This is a genomic window from Methylobacterium indicum (assembly GCF_001043895.1).
Taxonomy (GTDB): Bacteria; Pseudomonadota; Alphaproteobacteria; order Rhizobiales; family Beijerinckiaceae; genus Methylobacterium; species Methylobacterium indicum.
The window spans coordinates 1-16412 of record NZ_JTHF01000103.1 but is presented as its reverse complement, the minus strand read 5'-3'; the positions used below and the strand labels follow the sequence as shown (position 1 = coordinate 16412).

Sequence of the window (16412 nt, the reverse complement as noted above, 5' to 3'; positions counted from 1 at the left end):
CTTTGATCTTGCCGCATTTTCTTTCGACGAACCGGACCCCGCTTCGTCGGAAAAGGCTCTAGGGCCGTCGGATCGGACCGGTCAATACGCCGCCGCGGCAGCGGAATTGCGGCGACCCGGTTCGGACCGCGCCACCGGCCCCGATCGCGATCGCCGGTGGACCCAAGCCAAGACCAAGCCAAGAGCCGGTTCCGTTGGGATTGAGAATCCGTATCGTGCCGCCGCAATGGTTTACGATCTCGACACGATCCGGCTCCCGGCGGCCTGGCGACGCCTCGCCGCGCCGCTGGATGTCGCCTCCGACGAACTCGTGCGCCTCGACGAGCGCCTCGCCCGGGCCGATCCGGTCCTCGCCGAGGGCGCCCGTGCGCGGGCGCACCTGTTCGACGCGCAGGCCGCCCTGCATCTCGAGGGCGAACTCGTCGCCCTGGAGGATCTGGTGCTGCACGAGGCGGCGATGGACGTGCGCCGCCCGGACCTGGCGCTCGGCCGCGCCGTCGCGGTGCTGGCCGAGCGCCGCCGGCTCGCCGCCGCGGCCCCGGGCTGGGCCTTCTCGGCGGAGGGCTGGGCCCTGCTCGCCGGCTCCGACCCACGCATGCCGGACGACGACGAGGGGGGCGGCTCGCTGGAGGCGGACGCCGTCGACGACAATTTCGCGGCCATCGACCGCCTCCTCGCCCGCACCCGCCGCACCCTCGCGGCGCACGAGGCGGGGGCGCCGATCCCGGCCGGTGCGGCGGAGGACGACCCGGTCGCCGCCTGGCGCCGGGTGCTCGACGAGACCCGCGACCTGCCGGCGGTGCTGGCGGCCGCCGTCGCCCTCGATGCCTGGCTGGTCCTCGATCCGGCGCCGCGCCAGGGCCATCGCGGGCCGCTCGCGGCAGCGGCCCTGCTGCGGGCCCGGGGCAAGGCCAGGGCCCACCTGCCCGCCCTGGCGCTGGGCCTGCTGCGCGAGAGCCGGGCGCGCTGGTCGCGGGCGCTGCCTCTGCCCGAGCGCCTGGCCGGCCTCCTCGGCGCGGTCGAGACCGCCGCCCGCCTGATGGCGCGGGACCTCGACCGCCTGGCGCTCGCCCGCGAGGTGATGCTGCGCGCCTGCGCCGGACGGCGCCGGACTTCGCGTCTGCCGCAACTCGTCGACCTGTTCGTCGGCACGCCGCTGATCACGGTGGCGAGCGCGGCGCGAGCGCTCGCGGTCACCCCGCAGGCGGTGGAGGGGATGTTGGCGGAACTGGGCTCCGCCCGGCCGCGGGAATTGACGGAACGGCGGCGGTACCGGGCGTGGGGGATCGTGTGAAGAGCGCATCCCGACCACGGCCGAAAGCGCTGCCGCATCACAGGTGGCGATCAAAGTCCATCTGCTGGTGCAGGATGCGGACGACCTCGATGACGTCACTGGCGCCTTTTCGGTAGAAGACGACATGTGAACCGACCACGAGTTTGAAGTAGCCGCGCCTGATGTCATCGGCGCTACGGCTTTTCGCGGTGCCGGCGGCAAGGCGATCGAAGCCATCCGCGATCACCCGAATATATCGGTCAGCCTGTGCCCTGTCCCACTTTTCGGCCGAGTAGGACCAAATGCCAGACAGGTCACGGCGAGCGGCGGCTGAGAGCCGGATGCGCACCTACTGCTCGTCCGACTGACGCATGGATTTCAGAAAATGTTCGGTGTCGAAATCCTGGAACTCACCACTGGCTTCTCCCTCGATCAGAGCTGATCGCAACGCATCAAGCTTTGCTTCTCGCTCTTCAAGCAGGCGTAATCCAGCGCGAACCACATCGCTGGCTGAGTTGTATCGACCGCCGTCGACTTGCCGATCGATGAATTGAGTGAAGTGCTCGCCGAGCGAAACCGACGTGTTGCGGGCCATGGTCACCTCCACATTTCATATATACCAAGAAGTGGTATTTCGCCAGCAGGGTGGTCTGGCCAAGCGTCGCTTCGGATTGGCTATCCCGATTGCGCCCACCCGCGCTTCCCCCGACAATGCGCACCCCCGCGCCTCGGCGCGCAAGAAGCGCCCCAACGGGCTAACACCAAGGCATGCGCGTCGTGATCGACCAGGTTTCCCAACGCCAGCAGGACATCCTCGCCCTCGCCCGCCTGCACGGCCGGGTCAGCGTCGAGGACCTGGCGGCGCGGTTCGAGGTGACGCCGCAGACGATCCGCAAGGACCTGAACGAGTTGTGCGACAGCCGGCTCCTGTCGCGCATCCATGGCGGCGCCGTGGTGGCCTCGGGCGTCGAGAACGTCTCCTACGAGGCGCGCCGCCTCGTCGCCCACGGCGAGAAGCGGGCGATCGGCGAGGCGGCCGCGCGCCTCATCCCCAACAACGCCTCCCTGTTCATCAATATCGGCACCACCACAGAGGAGGTGGCGCGCGCGCTCGGCGACCACGAGGACCTGCTGGTCATCACCAACAACCTCAACGTCGCGACCCTGCTCTACCGCCACCCGAAGATGAACCTGATCGTCGCCGGGGGGCCGGTGCGGCGGGCCGACGGGGCGGTGATCGGCTCGGCGGCGGTCGATTTCATCAACCAGTTCAAGGTCGATTACGCGGTGATCGGCGCCTCGGCGATCGACGAGGACGGCACGCTGCTCGATTTCGACTACCGCGAGGTGCGGGTCGCCCGCGCGATCATCGAGAATGCCCGCCGGGTGATCCTGGTCGCCGACAAGCTGAAGCTCGAGCGCTCGGCGCCGATCCGGGTCGGCCACCTGCGCGAGCTCGACTATTTCGTCACCGACGCGCTGCCCTCCGCGGCGCTCCGGGAGATGTGCGCGGCCCACCGGGTCGAGCTGGTCGAGGCGGGATTGAACGCGCACGAGACCTCCGACGCCGCGGAATAGCCGAAACCGCAGGGCACCCGAACCGAAAGCATCAGACTTTCGTTCGCGCCCCATTCCTTTCGGTTTCGCTTGCGTCAGCGTTTGGCTGCGGCTAGATTCGCGCCAGGATGCAAACGAAAGAGCCGAAAGGCTCCGACAGGGAGGTGGCCTTGGCCCCCAGCTTGGCCCCCAGGCAGCAGCCCGGCGATGTGCGCGGGGTGTTCGACCTCGCGGTGATCGGTGGCGGCATCAATGGCTGCGGCATCGCCCGCGACGCGGTGGGCCGCGGCGCCTCGGTGGTTTTGTTCGAGCAGAACGACCTCGCCAGCGGCACCTCCTCGACCTCGACCAAGCTGATCCACGGCGGCCTGCGCTACCTCGAACACTACGAGTTCCGCCTGGTCCGCGAGGCCCTGATGGAGCGCGAGGTGCTGTGGGGCATGGCGCCCCACATCGTCTGGCCGCTGCGCTTCGTGCTGCCGCACCATTCGGGTCTGCGCCCCAGCTGGCTCCTGCGCCTCGGGCTCCTGCTCTACGACAACCTCGGCGGCCGCAAGCGCCTGCCCGGCACCCGCACCCTCGACCTCACCCGCGATCCCGCCGGCGAACCGCTCAAAGCCGGCTTTCGCCGCGCTTTCGAATATTCGGATTGCTGGGTCGAGGATTCGCGCCTCGTGGTGCTGAACGCCCGCGACGCCGCCGAGCGCGGCGCGGTGATCCGCACCCGCACCCGGGTCGTCACCGTCGCCCGCGCCGACGGGCTGTGGGAGATCACCGCCGAGGATCGGGCGACCGGCGCCCGCGATACCGTGCGGGCGCGCACCCTCGTCAACGCCGCCGGTCCCTGGGTGGCGAACGTGCTCACCGGCGTGGCGCGGGCCAATTCCACCGAGGGCGTGCGGCTGGTCCAGGGCAGCCACATCGTGGTGCGGCGCCTGTTTCAGCACGACCGGGCCTACATCTTCCAGAATGCCGACCAGCGCATCATCTTCGCGATCCCCTACGAGCGCGACTTCACGCTGATCGGCACCACCGACCGCGACTACACGGGCGATCCCGCCGACGTGAAGGCGAGCGAGGAGGAGATCGCCTATCTCTGCGCCGCCGCCAGCGAGTATTTTCGCGAGCCGGTGACCCGCGACGAGGTGGTGTGGACCTATTCCGGCGTGCGCCCGCTCTACGACGACGGCGCCTCGAAGGCCCAGGAAGCCACCCGCGACTACGTGCTGACCCTCGACGCACCGGAGGGCCAGCCGGCGATGCTCTCGGTCTTCGGCGGCAAGATCACCACCTACCGGCGGCTGGCCGAATCGGCGCTGGAGCGCCTGAAGGACCACCTGCCGGCGGCGGCCAAGGCGCCCTGGACCTCGGGCGCGGTCTTGCCAGGTGGCAACTTCCCCAAGGAGAGCTACGACGACGTGGTGGCGGGGCTCGCGCGCCAGCATCCGGGCATCCCAGAGACGCTGGTCGCCCGGCTGGTGCGGGCCTACGGCACCGATGCCCGCGAGATCCTGAGCGGCGCCCGCGCCATGGCCGATCTCGGCCGGCTGTTCGGCGCCGACCTGACCGAGCGCGAGGTGCGCCACCTGATGCGCCGCGAATGGGCGTCGCGCGCCGAGGACGTGCTCTGGCGCCGCTCGAAGCTCGGCCTTAGGGTCACCCCCGCCGAGGCCGAGGCCCTCGACGCGTTCATGCGCCGCGCCGCCGCCGCCTCCGACGCGGCCTGACTTTCGAGAATGGACGGGAGGGCGCCATGACCCTGATCCTGGAGAGCGTGACCAAACGGGTCGGCCCCGAGACGCATATCCGCGACGTGAGCCTCGCGCTGCCCAAGGGCTCGCTCAACGTGCTGCTCGGCCAGACGCTGGCCGGCAAGACCACCCTGATGCGCCTGATGGCCGGGCTGGAGGCACCGAGCGAGGGACGGATCGTCGCCGACGGCAAGGACGTGACCGGCCTGCCGGTGCAACGCCGCAACGTCGCGATGGTCTACCAGCAATTCATCAACTACCCCTCGCTCTCGGTCTACGAGAACATCGCCTCGCCGATGCGGGTCGCCGGTGTGGCGAAGGGCGAGATCGAGGCGCGGGTGCAGGAGGCGGCGGGTCTGCTGCGGCTCACCCCCTACCTGAAGCGCAAGCCCCTCGAACTCTCGGGCGGCCAGCAGCAGCGCACCGCCATCGCCCGCGCGCTCTGCAAGCGCGCCGACCTCGTGCTGATGGACGAGCCGCTGGCGAACCTCGACTACAAGCTGCGCGAGGAACTGCGCGAGGAACTGCCGCGCATCTTCGCGGCGACCGGCGCGATCTTCGTCTACGCCACCACCGAGCCGGCCGAGGCCTTGATGCTCGGCGGGCGTACCGCCACCCTGCACCAGGGCCGCGTCACGCAGGTCGGCCCGACGCCGGACGTCTACCGCCGGCCCGACGACCTCGTCACGGCAAAGGTCTTCTCCGACCCGCCGCTCAACACCCTGCGGATCGTGAAGGGCGGCGGCCGGGTCACCCTGCCGACCGGCGGCCAGGTCCGGGCGACCGGCCCGCTCGCGAGCGTGCCGGACGGCGCCTATGCGATCGGCTTTCGCGCCCACCACCTCGCCCTCGATCCCCTGCCCGGCGAATCGATCACGCTGCCGGCCACCGTCTCGGTCGCCGAGATCACCGGCTCGGAGAGCTACGTCCATGTCGACCTGCAAGCCGATGCCGGCGAGAGCCGCCTGATCGCCCTCGTCCCGGGCGTGCGCCGGCTCGAGCCCGGTACGCCGGTCACCGTCCATCTCGATCCCCGCCACGTCCTGGTGTTCGACGGGAGCGGCCGCAAAGCCGCCCTCGACCTGCCGGCGGCGGCCTGATCCGGAGGGGAGATCCATGGCCCGCATCACCCTCGACCATCTCGCCCACGCCTACGGGCCGAACCCGCAAGGCCCGCAGGATTACGCGCTCAAGGAGATCGACCACGTCTGGCGCCAGGGCGGCGCCTACGCGCTGCTCGGGCCCTCCGGCTGCGGCAAGTCCACCTTGCTCAACATCATCTCGGGGCTGGTCGTCCCGACCCGCGGCCGCATCCTGTTCGACGACCGCGACGTGACCACGGTGCCGACCGAGGGACGCAACATCGCCCAGGTGTTCCAGTTCCCGGTCGTCTACGACACCATGACGGTGCGGGAGAACCTGGCCTTCCCGTTGAAGAATCGCCGCGTCGCGCCCGCCACCATCCGGTCGCGGGTGGAGGAGATCGCCGGCCTTCTCGATCTCACCCGGGTGCTCGACCGCCGCGCCAACAACCTGACGGCGGATATGAAGCAAAAAATCTCGCTCGGCCGGGGCCTCGTGCGCCCGGACGTGGCGGCGATCCTGTTCGACGAGCCGCTCACCGTCATCGACCCGCACCTGAAATGGCAGCTGCGCTCGACCTTGAAGGAGCTGCACCGCAAGCTCGACCTGACGATGATCTACGTCACCCACGACCAGACCGAGGCGCTGACCTTCGCCGATACGGTGGTGGTGATGCATGACGGCGCGGTGGTGCAGACCGGCACGCCGGACGAATTGTTCGAGCGCCCGGCCCACACCTTCGTCGGCCACTTCATCGGCTCGCCGGGGATGAACCTGCTGCCCGCCCAAGTGCAGGGCGCGACCGCGACGATCGAGGGCCACGCGATCCCGCTCGCCCGGCACTATTCCGACCTGCCCAAGGGCAAGCGCATCGAGCTCGGCGTCCGGCCCGAATACGTGCATCTCGCGCCGAAGGGCCTCGGCCTCCCGGTGCAGGTCAAGCGCATCGACGATATCGGCCGCCAGCGCCTCGCCCGGGTCGAACTCGGCGGCCGGCCGCTCGTCGCCACGGTGGCCGAGGGCCAGAGCCTCAATGGAACGGAAGCGGCGCTGACCCTCGATCCGCGCCAGATCCACATCTACGCCGACGGCGCCCTGGTGCCCGGGGAGGCCGCATGACCAAGACCGTCAACCAGAAGGCCTGGCTCCTCGTCCTGCCGGTCTTCGCCGTCGTCGCCTTCTCGGCGGTACTGCCGCTGATGACGGTGGTCAACTACTCGTTCCAGGATACGTTCGGGAACAACCAGTTCTTCTGGAACGGCCTCGGCTGGTTCCAGGAACTGCTCGACCCGTCGACCCAGTTCGGCGAGCGCTTCCTCGATTCGCTGTGGCGCAACCTGCTCTTTTCCGCGATCATCCTGGCGATCGAGGTGCCGCTCGGCATCGCGGTGGCGCTGTCGATGCCGCGGGAGGGCCGCTCGGTTGCCTTCTGCCTCGTGCTGATGGCCCTGCCGCTCCTCATCCCGTGGAACGTCGTCGGCACGATCTGGCAGGTCTTCGCCCGCACCGATATCGGGCTCTTGGGCGCGACCCTCAACAGCCTCGGCATCGACTACAACTACGCCGGCAGCGCGCTCGCCGCCTGGGTCACCATCGTGACCATGGACGTCTGGCACTGGACCAGCCTCGTCGCGCTGCTCTGCTATGCCGGCCTCAAGTCGATCCCGGACGCCTATTACCAGGCCGCCCGCATCGACGGGGCGAGCCAGTGGGCGATCTTCCGCACCATCCAGCTGCCGAAGATGCGCCGCGTCCTGCTGATCGCCGTGCTGCTCCGCTTCATGGATTCGTTCATGATCTACACCGAGCCCTTCGTGCTCACCGGCGGCGGGCCCGGCAACGCCACGACCTTCCTGTCGATCGACCTCGTCAAGCTGGCGCTGGGACAGTTCGATCTCGGCCGGGCGGCGGCGATGTCGCTGGTCTACAACCTCATCATCCTGAGCGTCTGCTGGGTGTTCTACACCGTGATGACCAACGTGGATGCCGGCAACCGCACGGTGCTGGCCGACGACCCGGCGGATGCGGCTGCCGCCGGCAGCTTGGCCCCCGCCACCACCATCCCGCTCGACCGGAGGGCCGCCTGATGCGCCCGCGCCACGTCGTGATGACGCTATACCTCCTGTTCCTGATGGTCCCGATCTACTGGCTCGTGAACATGAGCCTGAAGACCAACCAGGAAATCAATTCCGGCATGACGCTCTGGCCGCATGCGATCACGTTCGACAACTACATCCGGATCTTCACCGATCCGAGCTGGTACGGCGGCTACCTGAACTCGCTGTCCTACGTGGCGATCAACACGGTCCTGTCGATCGGGCTCGCTCTGCCCGCGGCCTACGCCTTCTCGCGCTACAGCTTCATCGGCGACAAGCACCTGTTCTTCTGGCTGCTCTCGAACCGGATGGCGCCGCCGGCGGTGTTCGCGCTGCCGTTCTTCAATCTCTACTCGGCGGTCGGGCTGTTCGACACGCCCTGGGCGGTGGCGCTGGCGCATTGCCTGTTCAACGTGCCGCTGGCGGTGTGGATTCTCGAAGGCTTCATGTCCGGCGTGCCGCGCGAGATCGACGAGACCGCGGCGATCGACGGCTACTCGTTCCCGCGGTTCTTCGCAAAAATCTTCATGCCGCTGATCGCGTCGGGCATCGGCGTCGCCGCCTTCTTCTGCTTCATGTTCTCCTGGGTCGAACTGCTGCTAGCGCGGACGCTCACCTCGGTCGACGCCAAGCCCATCGCCGCCACCATGACCCGCACGGTCTCGGCCGCCGGCATGGATTGGGGCCTGCTCGCGGCGGCGGGCGTGCTCACCATCGTGCCGGGCGCGCTCGTGATCTGGTTCGTGCGCAACTACATCGCCAAGGGCTTCGCCCTCGGCCGGGTCTGATCGGGAGTTCCGGACGATGCTCGATTTCGCCTGGATGGCCTGGACCTGGCAGACCGCGATCTTCTTCGTGGTCATCGCCGGCCTGCTCGCCCTGATGACCGCTTTGGCGGTGTGGCGCCCGGAGACCGAGAAGGTCGGGATCCTGCGCATCCCCACCACCCGCGGCGACCGGCTGTTCCTGACGCTGGTCGGCGCCGCCTTCATCAATCTCGCCTGGCTCGGCCTCGTCGGCCCGAGCCTCGAATGGGCGCTCGCGCTCTCGCTCGTCTACGGGGCGGTGATGTTCCGCTTCGCTTGAGACAACCCGTCGCCACGTCCGGCAGCCAGCCGGCATCAGGCGGGTCGAGTACCACCAGAGGGAGGACTACCATATGAAACGCCATCACCTGCTCACGGCCGCGAGCGCGCTGGTTCTCAGCCTCGCCGCCGGCCATGCCTTCGCGGGCATGGAGGAGGCCAAGCGCTGGGTCGATACCGAGTTCCAGCCCTCGACCCTGTCGAAGGACGAGCAGCTCAAGGAGATGCAGTGGTTCATCGATGCGGCGAAGCCCTTCGCCGGCATGGAGATCAACTTCGTCTCCGAGACGCTGACCACGCACGAATACGAGGCCCGCACCCTGGCGAAGGCCTTCACCGAGATCACCGGGATCAAGGTGCGCCACGACCTCCTGCAGGAGGGCGACGTGGTGGAAAAGATCCAGACCCAGATGCAGTCGGGCAAGAACATCTACGACGGCTGGATCAACGATTCCGACCTCGTCGGCACCCATTTCCGCTACGGCCAGACCGTGGCGCTCTCCGACTTCATGACCGGCGAGGGCAAGGACGTCACCTCGCCGACCCTCGACCTCGAGGACTTCATCGGCCGCTCGTTCGGCACCGGCCCGGACAACAAGCTCTACCAGCTTCCCGACCAGCAATTCGCCAACCTGTATTGGTTCCGCTACGACTGGTTCACCCGCGCCGACCTCAAGCAGAAGTTCAAGGCCAAGTACGGCTACGAGCTCGGCGTGCCGGTCAACTGGTCGGCCTACGAGGACATCGCCGACTTCTTCACCAACGACGTGAAGGAGATCGACGGCGTTAAGGTCTATGGTCACATGGACTACGGCAAGAAGGATCCGTCCCTCGGCTGGCGCTTCACCGATGCGTGGCTGTCGATGGCCGGCAACGGCGACAAGGGCATCCCGAACGGCAAGCCGGTCGACGAGTGGGGCATCCGCATCGAGGGCTGCCGTCCGGTCGGCTCCTCGATCGAGCGCGGCGGGGACACCAACGGCCCGGCCGCGGTCTACGCCGTCACCAAGTATGTCGACTGGCTGAAGAAGTACGCCCCGCCGCAAGCCGCCGGCATGACCTTCTCGGAGTCGGGTCCCGTGCCGTCGCAGGGCAACGTCGCCCAGCAGATGTTCTGGTACACCGCCTTCACGGCCGACATGGTGAAGCCCGGCCTGCCGGTGATGAACCAGGACGGCACGCCGAAGTGGCGCATGGCGCCCTCGCCGCACGGGCCGTACTGGAAGGAGGGCATGAAGCTCGGCTACCAGGATGCCGGCTCGCTCACCCTGCTGAAGTCGACCCCGCTCGAGCGCCGCAAGGCGGCCTGGCTCTACCAGCAGTTCATCGTCTCGAAATCGGTCAGCCTGAAGAAGAGCCATGTCGGCCTCACCTTCATCCGCGAGAGCGACATCTGGGACAAGTCCTTCACCGAGCGGGCGCCGAAGCTCGGCGGCCTGGTCGAGTTCTACCGCTCGCCGGCCCGCACCCAGTGGACCCCGACCGGCGTGAACGTGCCGGACTACCCCAAGCTCGCCCAGCTGTGGTGGCAGAACATCGGCGACGCCTCCTCGGGCGCCAAGACCCCGCAGGCGGCGATGGACGCGCTCGCCAACGCCCAGGACGACGTGATGGCGCGCCTGGAGCGCTCCAAGGTCCAGGGCGAGTGCGGCCCGAAGCTGAACCCCAAGACCTCGGCCGAGCACTGGTACGAGCAGGCCAAGAAGGACGGCACGCTGGCGCCCCAGCGCAAGCTCGCCGACGAGAAGCCGAAGGGTGAGACGATCGATTACGACACGCTCATCAAGAGCTGGCCGGCTTCGCCGCCGAAGCGCGGCTGACCTTGCGGGAGCCGGGGCGCGCGAGCCCCGGCTCTCCTTTCCGCGGACGGCCGGATTCCGCTATCCTGGCGGCCGGTGCCGTCACGGAGCTTGTCATGGCTTATTACACGCTGGAAGACGCCATTACCCGTCTGCCCGAATTGCTCGCCAAGGCGACCGACGGGGAGGAGGTGATCATCACCCGCCTCGACGAAGATCTCGTCAAGCTCATCCCGACCGAGCCGCGGCCGATGACGAAGGAGGAGGTCGACTGGCTGCGCGACACCATCGTGACGCCGCGCGAGCCGATCGACGCGGTCGCCCTCGTCCGGCAGATGCGGGATGAAGGCGCGTGAACCGTGTTTACTGCGACGCCAACATCGTGATCGCGATCTTCGTGCGGGAAACCTCGTCGGCGCGCATCCAATCCTGGGTTGCCGACCCGAGCGTCGGCGTCGTCATATCGGACCTCACGGTTCTCGAATTCACGTCGGCGATCTCGCGGCTGATCCGCGAGCGCAAGCTGGACTCGATTGAGGCTCGGTCGATCCTCTCGCGCTTCGAGTTCTGGCGCGCGGCCCTTGGCCGTCCGATGACCATCACCCGCCAGATGTTCGCCCTCGCCCGCACCATCGTCGAGGACGCCGCCCTCGGCGTGCGCGGTCCCGACGCCCTGCACCTCGCGCTGCTCCAGGTCACCGGCCTGCCCTTCGCCACCTTCGACGCGCGGCTTGCCCGGGCGGCCGACGCGATCGGCCTCGCCACCCTGGAGCCGCCACCCCTCTAACGCACCGCGCGAAAGAGCCTCCCGATGTCCTCCCTCATCCTCGCCATCGACCAGGGCACCACCTCCTCGCGCGCCCTTTTGTTCCGGCCCGACACCTCGATCGCCGGCCTCGCCCAGGCGGAGTTCCCGCAGCACTTCCCGGCCTCGGGCTGGGTCGAGCACGAGCCGGAGGACCTCTGGCGCACCACCCTCGAGACCTGCCGGGCGGCGATGCGGCAGGCCGGCGTGACGGCGCGGGACATCGCGGCGATCGGCATCACCAACCAGCGCGAGACGACGCTGGTCTGGGACAAGCGCACCGGCGAGGCGGTGCACCGCGCCATCGTCTGGCAGGACCGCCGCTCGGCCGGGATCTGCGCCCGCCTGAAGGAGGCCGGCCACGAGCCGCTGGTCACGGCCAGGACCGGCCTGATCCTCGATCCCTACTTCTCCGGCACCAAGATCGCCTGGATCCTCGACAACGTGCCCGGCGCCCGCGCCCGGGCCGAGGCCGGCGAGCTCGCCTTCGGCACGGTCGATTCGTATCTCCTGTGGCGGCTCACCGGCGGGCGGCTCCACATCACCGACGCCACCAACGCCTCGCGCACGCTCCTCTTCGACATCCATCGCGGTGCCTGGGACGAGGAGCTGATGGGGCTTCTGGGCGTGCCGGCCGCGATGCTGCCGGAGGTGCGCGATTCCTCCGGCGATTTCGGCGAGACCGACCCGGATTTGTTCGGCGCCGCGATCCCGATCCGGGGTGTCGCCGGCGACCAGCAGGCGGCGGTGGTGGGCCAGGCCTGCTTCCGGCCCGGCATGGTCAAGTCGACCTACGGCACCGGGTGCTTTGCCCTCCTCAATACCGGCGACCAGCCGGTGACCTCGACGAACAAGCTCCTCACCACCATCGCCTACCAGTTGAACGGCCGGCGCACCTACGCCCTCGAAGGCTCGATCTTCGTCGCGGGCGCGGCGGTGCAGTGGTTGCGCGACGGGCTCGGCGTGATCGAATCGGCGTCCGAGACGGGGGCGCTCGCCGAGCGGGCCGACCCGGCCCAGGACGTCTACCTGGTACCGGCCTTCGTCGGCCTCGGTGCGCCCTACTGGGAGCCCGACGCCCGCGGCGCCCTGTTCGGGCTGACCCGCGGCACCGGGCCGGCCGAGCTCGCCCGGGCGGCGCTCGAGAGCGTCTGCTTCCAGACCGCCGATCTCCTCGCCGCCATGCGGGCCGACTGGTCCGACGGGGAGGGGAGCGCCACGGTGCTGCGGGTCGATGGCGGCATGGTCGCCTCCGACTGGACGATGCAGCGCCTCGCCGACCTCCTCGCCGCTCCCGTCGACCGGCCGGAGGTGAAGGAGACGACGGCGTTGGGGGCGGCCTACCTCGCCGGGCTGGCCTGCGGCCTCTACCCGGAGCCCGAGCACTTCGCCGACCACTGGCGCCTGGAGCGCCGCTTCGCCCCGGCGATGGAGCCGGTGATACGCGAGCGCCGGCTCGCCGGCTGGCGCAAGGCGGTGGGCTGCCTGGTGGGGAAGTAGGGCGGTCCGTCACGACGGCCGGCCGGCGTCGCAGCGGCCGGCCGGGCTGTCGCGAGCGATGGCTGTGCCCCTCCCGGTCATTCGGGAAGGATCGGCGAGTCATCGTATAGCCGGCTGACAGACGCTAAATTCTTACGACTGTTTATGAAGATCTGAAATTCCAGATATCGCCGTGAGGGTGGCGCCGAAACGTTAGATCATGTAATAAACTCGCTCTTAAGGCGACGGCTCCATGTTGGTCCGTGCGGGGGTGAGGGACGCCCTGCCATGGAGCATCAATATGGTCAGCAAGGGCGTCGATTATTTTACCTTTTCATCGAATGATTATTTCAGCGTCAACGTGACGGGTCCCAAGGTGGGCGGCGTCAGTGGGCCGTCGAACAACTTCCGGCACCAGAGTTTCCAGATCGATTCCGGGAACATCTCTGGATTGTTGAGTTTCGACGGCATCCTGGTGTGGCAGGCCCTCCAGAACGGCGCCGTGCTGCTCGGTGGAAGCCAGGAGATCAGCTCGCTGACCGGCAATCTCGGCGGCGGCAGCATGGCAAACATGCTCAAGACGCCCTCGACCGTGACGTGCGGCTATGCCGTGTCATACGGCTTCTACGATGCCGGGCCGGGGGTGAAGCCGCTCACCGACCAGGACCAGCTCTACGTCTACGTGACCGACAGCCATGCCAACTGGATGGGCACCCTCGCCGAGGCCATGCCGGCCTTGTCCGCCGCGCCCCTCAACAGCTTCGTCCTGCCTGGCGCCCACGATGCCGGCATGTTCACGCTGAGCACCGTGACGGGGATCCTCGCCGGTCCCGATGCCAAGAAGCTCCTCGATGGCCTGTCGATTCTATCGGTGTTCGGGACAATCGTGGGCGACCTGACGATGGCCCAGGCCCCGCGGGCGATCGCCAACCTGGCGCTGACGCAGAAGGACACGATCCCCACGATGCTCGATCTGGGCATCCGGTACTTCGATTATCGTCCGGGCACGCTCTATCCGAAAATCGCGTCGTTCAATCCGGGCGTGCGCTATCACCAGCACAGCATGATTCCCGGCTATGCCTACGTCGCCTTCCTGCAGGACGTGATCGCCTGGCTCGACACGCACCCGACCGAGATCGTGGTGGTCAGCGCCAACACGCAGGGCTTCTCCGATGCGGCCATGAAGCCGACGGCGGCGCAAGTGCAGCAGGATCTCGACCAGGCGATCGCCAACGTGAAGCCGGCCTCGCCGCTCGTCATCGGCGACAAGACCGCGCTGACGCAGAGCTACGCCGCGCTCGTCGCCTCCCACACCCGGCTGATCTTCCTCAACCAGATCGAAGGGGAGACGAGCAAGTACGATTCGTACGATGACGGCGCCTACGCGACGGTCGATCCCGCGACGATCGTCGGTGCCCTGGCCGGGATGAACGCCGCCGGCCAGAAGGGGCATGACTACACGGTGCTGCAGATGCAGGGTACCGCCACCAGCGCCGGCAAGGCCGTGATCGCCGCCGCGGTCACGTCGCTGAGCGACGCGTCCTCGCCTCTCCTGTCCACCAAGGGGCGGTTCGATGCCGTGACCAATCCCTGGCTGCTCGAGAACGTCCCGAAGAACCTCTCGAACGACCAGCTCGTCGTGCTGCTCAACGACTTCGCGGACAACTGCATGACCCAGACCGCGATCGAGCTGACGCGGGCCCGAGTCGCGCAGCGCGCCTGATCCCGAAGCCGCGCAGCGCGCCTGATCCCGAAGTCGCGCAGCGCGCCTGATCCCGAAGCCGCGCAGCTCGCCTGATCCTGAAAAAGCCCCGCGGCAGCGCCGCGGGGCCTCTCGCCCGCCTCCTACTTCTCCAGCCGCGCGAGCAGGCTCGACGTATCCCAGCGCCCGCCGCCCAGGCTCTGCACGTCGGCGTAGAACTGGTCGACCAACGCCGTGACCGGGAGCTTGGCCTTGTTGCGGCGGGCCTCGGCGAGGACGATCGACAGGTCCTTGCGCATCCAGTCGACGGCGAAGCCGAACTCGAACTTGCCCTCGTTCATGGTCTTGCCGCGGTTCTCCATCTGCCAGGAGCCGGCGGCGCCCTTGGAGATCACGTCGAGCACCGCCTCGATGTCGAGGCCGGCCCGCTTGCCGAAATGCACCGCCTCGGACAGGCCCTGGACGAGGCCGGCGATGCAGATCTGGTTCATCATCTTGGCGAGCTGGCCGGCGCCGACCGGCCCCAGCAGCCGGCAGGCGCGGGCATACGACCCGATCACCGGCTCGACCCGGGCGAAGGTGTCGGCATCGCCGCCGCACATCACCGTCAGCACGCCGTTCTCGGCACCCGCCTGGCCGCCGGAGACCGGGGCGTCGATGAAGCCGAAGCCGGCCTTCTCGGCCGCCGCCGCGAGCTCGCGGGCGACTTCCGCCGAGGCGGTGGTGTGGTCGACGAAGACCGTGCCCTTGCCCATCGCCGAGAAGGCGCCGTCCGGCCCGGTCGTGACCTGGCGCAGGTCGTCGTCGTTGCCGACGCAGGCAAAGACGATCTCCTGGCCGTCCGCCGCCTCGCGGGGCGTCGCCGCGGCCCGGCCCCCATGGGCCTTCACCCAGTCGTCCGCCTTGGCCTTGGTACGGTTGTAGACCGTGACGTCATGGCCCTTGGCGGCGAGGTGACGGGCCATCGGCCCCCCCATCACGCCGAGACCCAGAAACGCGACCTTTGCCATGCGCTGATCCTCCCACGCCGTCGTCCCGCGGCGCTCGGCCCCGGTGTAGAGAGCCGCGCCTACGCCCGTCAAACCGGCGGCGTCACTTCGTGTCGAACGGAACGTACTTCGCCCGGATGCGGTCGTAGCGCCCGTCGGCGATCACCGCGGCGAGCGCGTGGTCGAAGGCCTCGCGCAGGACGGTGTCGCCCTTGCGCAGGCCGATGCCGGCGCCCTCGCCGAGGAGCGGCTCGCCGGCCGGCACGTCGCCGACGAGGCGGCAGCAGGCCTCGCCCTCGGGCCGGGAGAGGAAGGTGGTGAGTTCGAGCTTGTCGCCGAGCACCACGTCGACCCGGCCGGCCCTGAGGTCGAGGGTCGCGTCGGCGAGGGTGTCGAAGGTGCGGATCGTGGCGCCCGGCACCCGCTGCTCCAGGAAGGCGACCTGCGGCCCGTGCGCCGCCACGCCGATCGTCAGCCCGCGCAGCGTCGCCGGGCTCGGGTTCGACAGGGAGGAGTCCCGCCGCGCCACGTAGGAGAACGGCACCCGCAGGTACGGCTTGGTGAAGGCGATGCGGGCGGCCCGCTTCGGGGTGATCGCCATCGCCGCCATGATGGCGTCGTACTCGCTGGCCTCCAGGCCCTTGATGATGCCGTCCCACTGGTGGAGCACGATCGTGCAGGTGAGCTTGGCCTGCTCGCACAGGGCCTGGGCAAGGGCGACCTCGAACCCCGCCGGCTTGCCGTCCTCGACGTAGTTGAACGGCGGGCGGCCGCCCTCGGTGGCGATCCGCAC

17 protein-coding genes are annotated in these 16412 nt (G+C 68.7%); 13 read left to right on the top strand and 4 right to left on the bottom strand.

Annotation, left to right across the window (positions count from 1 at the left end; genetic code table 11):
- The first annotated feature begins 226 nt into the window (after positions 1–226).
- Positions 227–1294, top strand: a complete 1068-nt coding sequence (locus QR78_RS12295) for an RHE_PE00001 family protein (RefSeq protein WP_048427814.1) — start codon at positions 227–229, stop codon at positions 1292–1294.
- Positions 1295–1331: 37 nt separating this feature from the next.
- On the opposite strand, the gene QR78_RS12290 is transcribed toward QR78_RS12295, so the two are convergent.
- Both QR78_RS12290 and QR78_RS32745 read right to left on the bottom strand, forming a co-directional pair.
- Entirely contained in the window at positions 1332–1622 is a 291-nt protein-coding gene (locus QR78_RS12290; protein WP_048427813.1) for a type II toxin-antitoxin system RelE/ParE family toxin, read from the bottom strand.
- Positions 1623–1868 (bottom strand): type II toxin-antitoxin system ParD family antitoxin, encoded by a 246-nt coding sequence (locus QR78_RS32745; protein ID WP_082172004.1) that lies wholly within the window; start codon positions 1866–1868, stop codon positions 1623–1625. It lies immediately after the preceding gene.
- A gap of 185 nt (positions 1869–2053) precedes the next feature.
- Here QR78_RS32745 and QR78_RS12285 point away from each other — a divergent pair, with 185 nt between their 5' ends.
- From QR78_RS12285 to QR78_RS12230, 12 genes are all read left to right on the top strand, one after another.
- Entirely contained in the window at positions 2054–2851 is a 798-nt protein-coding gene (locus tag QR78_RS12285; protein ID WP_089504238.1) for a DeoR/GlpR family DNA-binding transcription regulator, read from the top strand.
- Between the two features lie 149 nt (positions 2852–3000).
- A complete protein-coding gene (gene glpD / locus QR78_RS12280; RefSeq protein ID WP_244276532.1) occupies positions 3001–4557 on the top strand; it encodes a glycerol-3-phosphate dehydrogenase in 1557 nt (518 codons plus the stop codon).
- Positions 4558–4583: 26 nt separating this feature from the next.
- Complete coding sequence (locus tag QR78_RS12275) at positions 4584–5681, top strand: ABC transporter ATP-binding protein (RefSeq protein ID WP_048427810.1); 1098 nt, start codon at positions 4584–4586, stop codon at positions 5679–5681.
- Positions 5682–5697: 16 nt separating this feature from the next.
- Entirely contained in the window at positions 5698–6783 is a 1086-nt protein-coding gene (locus tag QR78_RS12270; RefSeq protein ID WP_048427809.1) for an ABC transporter ATP-binding protein, read from the top strand.
- Positions 6780–7751, top strand: coding sequence for a carbohydrate ABC transporter permease (locus tag QR78_RS12265; protein WP_048427808.1), 972 nt, complete (start codon positions 6780–6782; stop codon positions 7749–7751). Before QR78_RS12270 ends, QR78_RS12265 begins: the two co-directional genes overlap by 4 nt.
- Positions 7751–8548 (top strand): carbohydrate ABC transporter permease, encoded by a 798-nt coding sequence (locus QR78_RS12260; RefSeq protein WP_048427807.1) that lies wholly within the window; start codon positions 7751–7753, stop codon positions 8546–8548. The genes QR78_RS12265 and QR78_RS12260 overlap by 1 nt, the downstream gene beginning before the upstream one ends.
- A gap of 16 nt (positions 8549–8564) precedes the next feature.
- A complete protein-coding gene (locus QR78_RS12255) occupies positions 8565–8846 on the top strand; it encodes a DUF2160 domain-containing protein (RefSeq protein ID WP_048427806.1) in 282 nt (93 codons plus the stop codon).
- A 73-nt stretch (positions 8847–8919) separates the two neighbouring features.
- Positions 8920–10665: an ABC transporter substrate-binding protein gene (locus tag QR78_RS12250; RefSeq protein ID WP_048427805.1), complete on the top strand. Its 1746-nt coding sequence runs from the start codon at positions 8920–8922 to the stop codon at positions 10663–10665.
- A 95-nt stretch (positions 10666–10760) separates the two neighbouring features.
- A complete protein-coding gene (locus QR78_RS12245; RefSeq protein WP_048427804.1) occupies positions 10761–11000 on the top strand; it encodes a type II toxin-antitoxin system Phd/YefM family antitoxin in 240 nt (79 codons plus the stop codon).
- Positions 10997–11431: a type II toxin-antitoxin system VapC family toxin gene (locus QR78_RS12240; protein ID WP_048427803.1), complete on the top strand. Its 435-nt coding sequence runs from the start codon at positions 10997–10999 to the stop codon at positions 11429–11431. Before QR78_RS12245 ends, QR78_RS12240 begins: the two co-directional genes overlap by 4 nt.
- A gap of 24 nt (positions 11432–11455) precedes the next feature.
- The gene (gene glpK / locus QR78_RS12235) at positions 11456–12949 is read left to right on the top strand and encodes a glycerol kinase GlpK (RefSeq protein WP_048427802.1); all 1494 of its coding nucleotides are present in this window, start codon (positions 11456–11458) and stop codon (positions 12947–12949) included.
- 280 nt (positions 12950–13229) lie between these two features.
- Complete coding sequence (locus QR78_RS12230) at positions 13230–14651, top strand: PI-PLC domain-containing protein (protein ID WP_048427801.1); 1422 nt, start codon at positions 13230–13232, stop codon at positions 14649–14651.
- Positions 14652–14773: 122 nt separating this feature from the next.
- Here the strand turns inward: QR78_RS12230 and QR78_RS12225 are convergent, their stop codons facing one another.
- Together QR78_RS12225 and QR78_RS12220 are read right to left on the bottom strand one after the other, a co-directional pair.
- Complete coding sequence (locus QR78_RS12225; RefSeq protein ID WP_048427800.1) at positions 14774–15640, bottom strand: NAD(P)-dependent oxidoreductase; 867 nt, start codon at positions 15638–15640, stop codon at positions 14774–14776.
- 82 nt (positions 15641–15722) lie between these two features.
- A partial coding sequence (locus QR78_RS12220) for a transporter substrate-binding domain-containing protein (RefSeq protein WP_048427799.1) occupies positions 15723–16412 on the bottom strand: 690 nt, incomplete at its 5' end.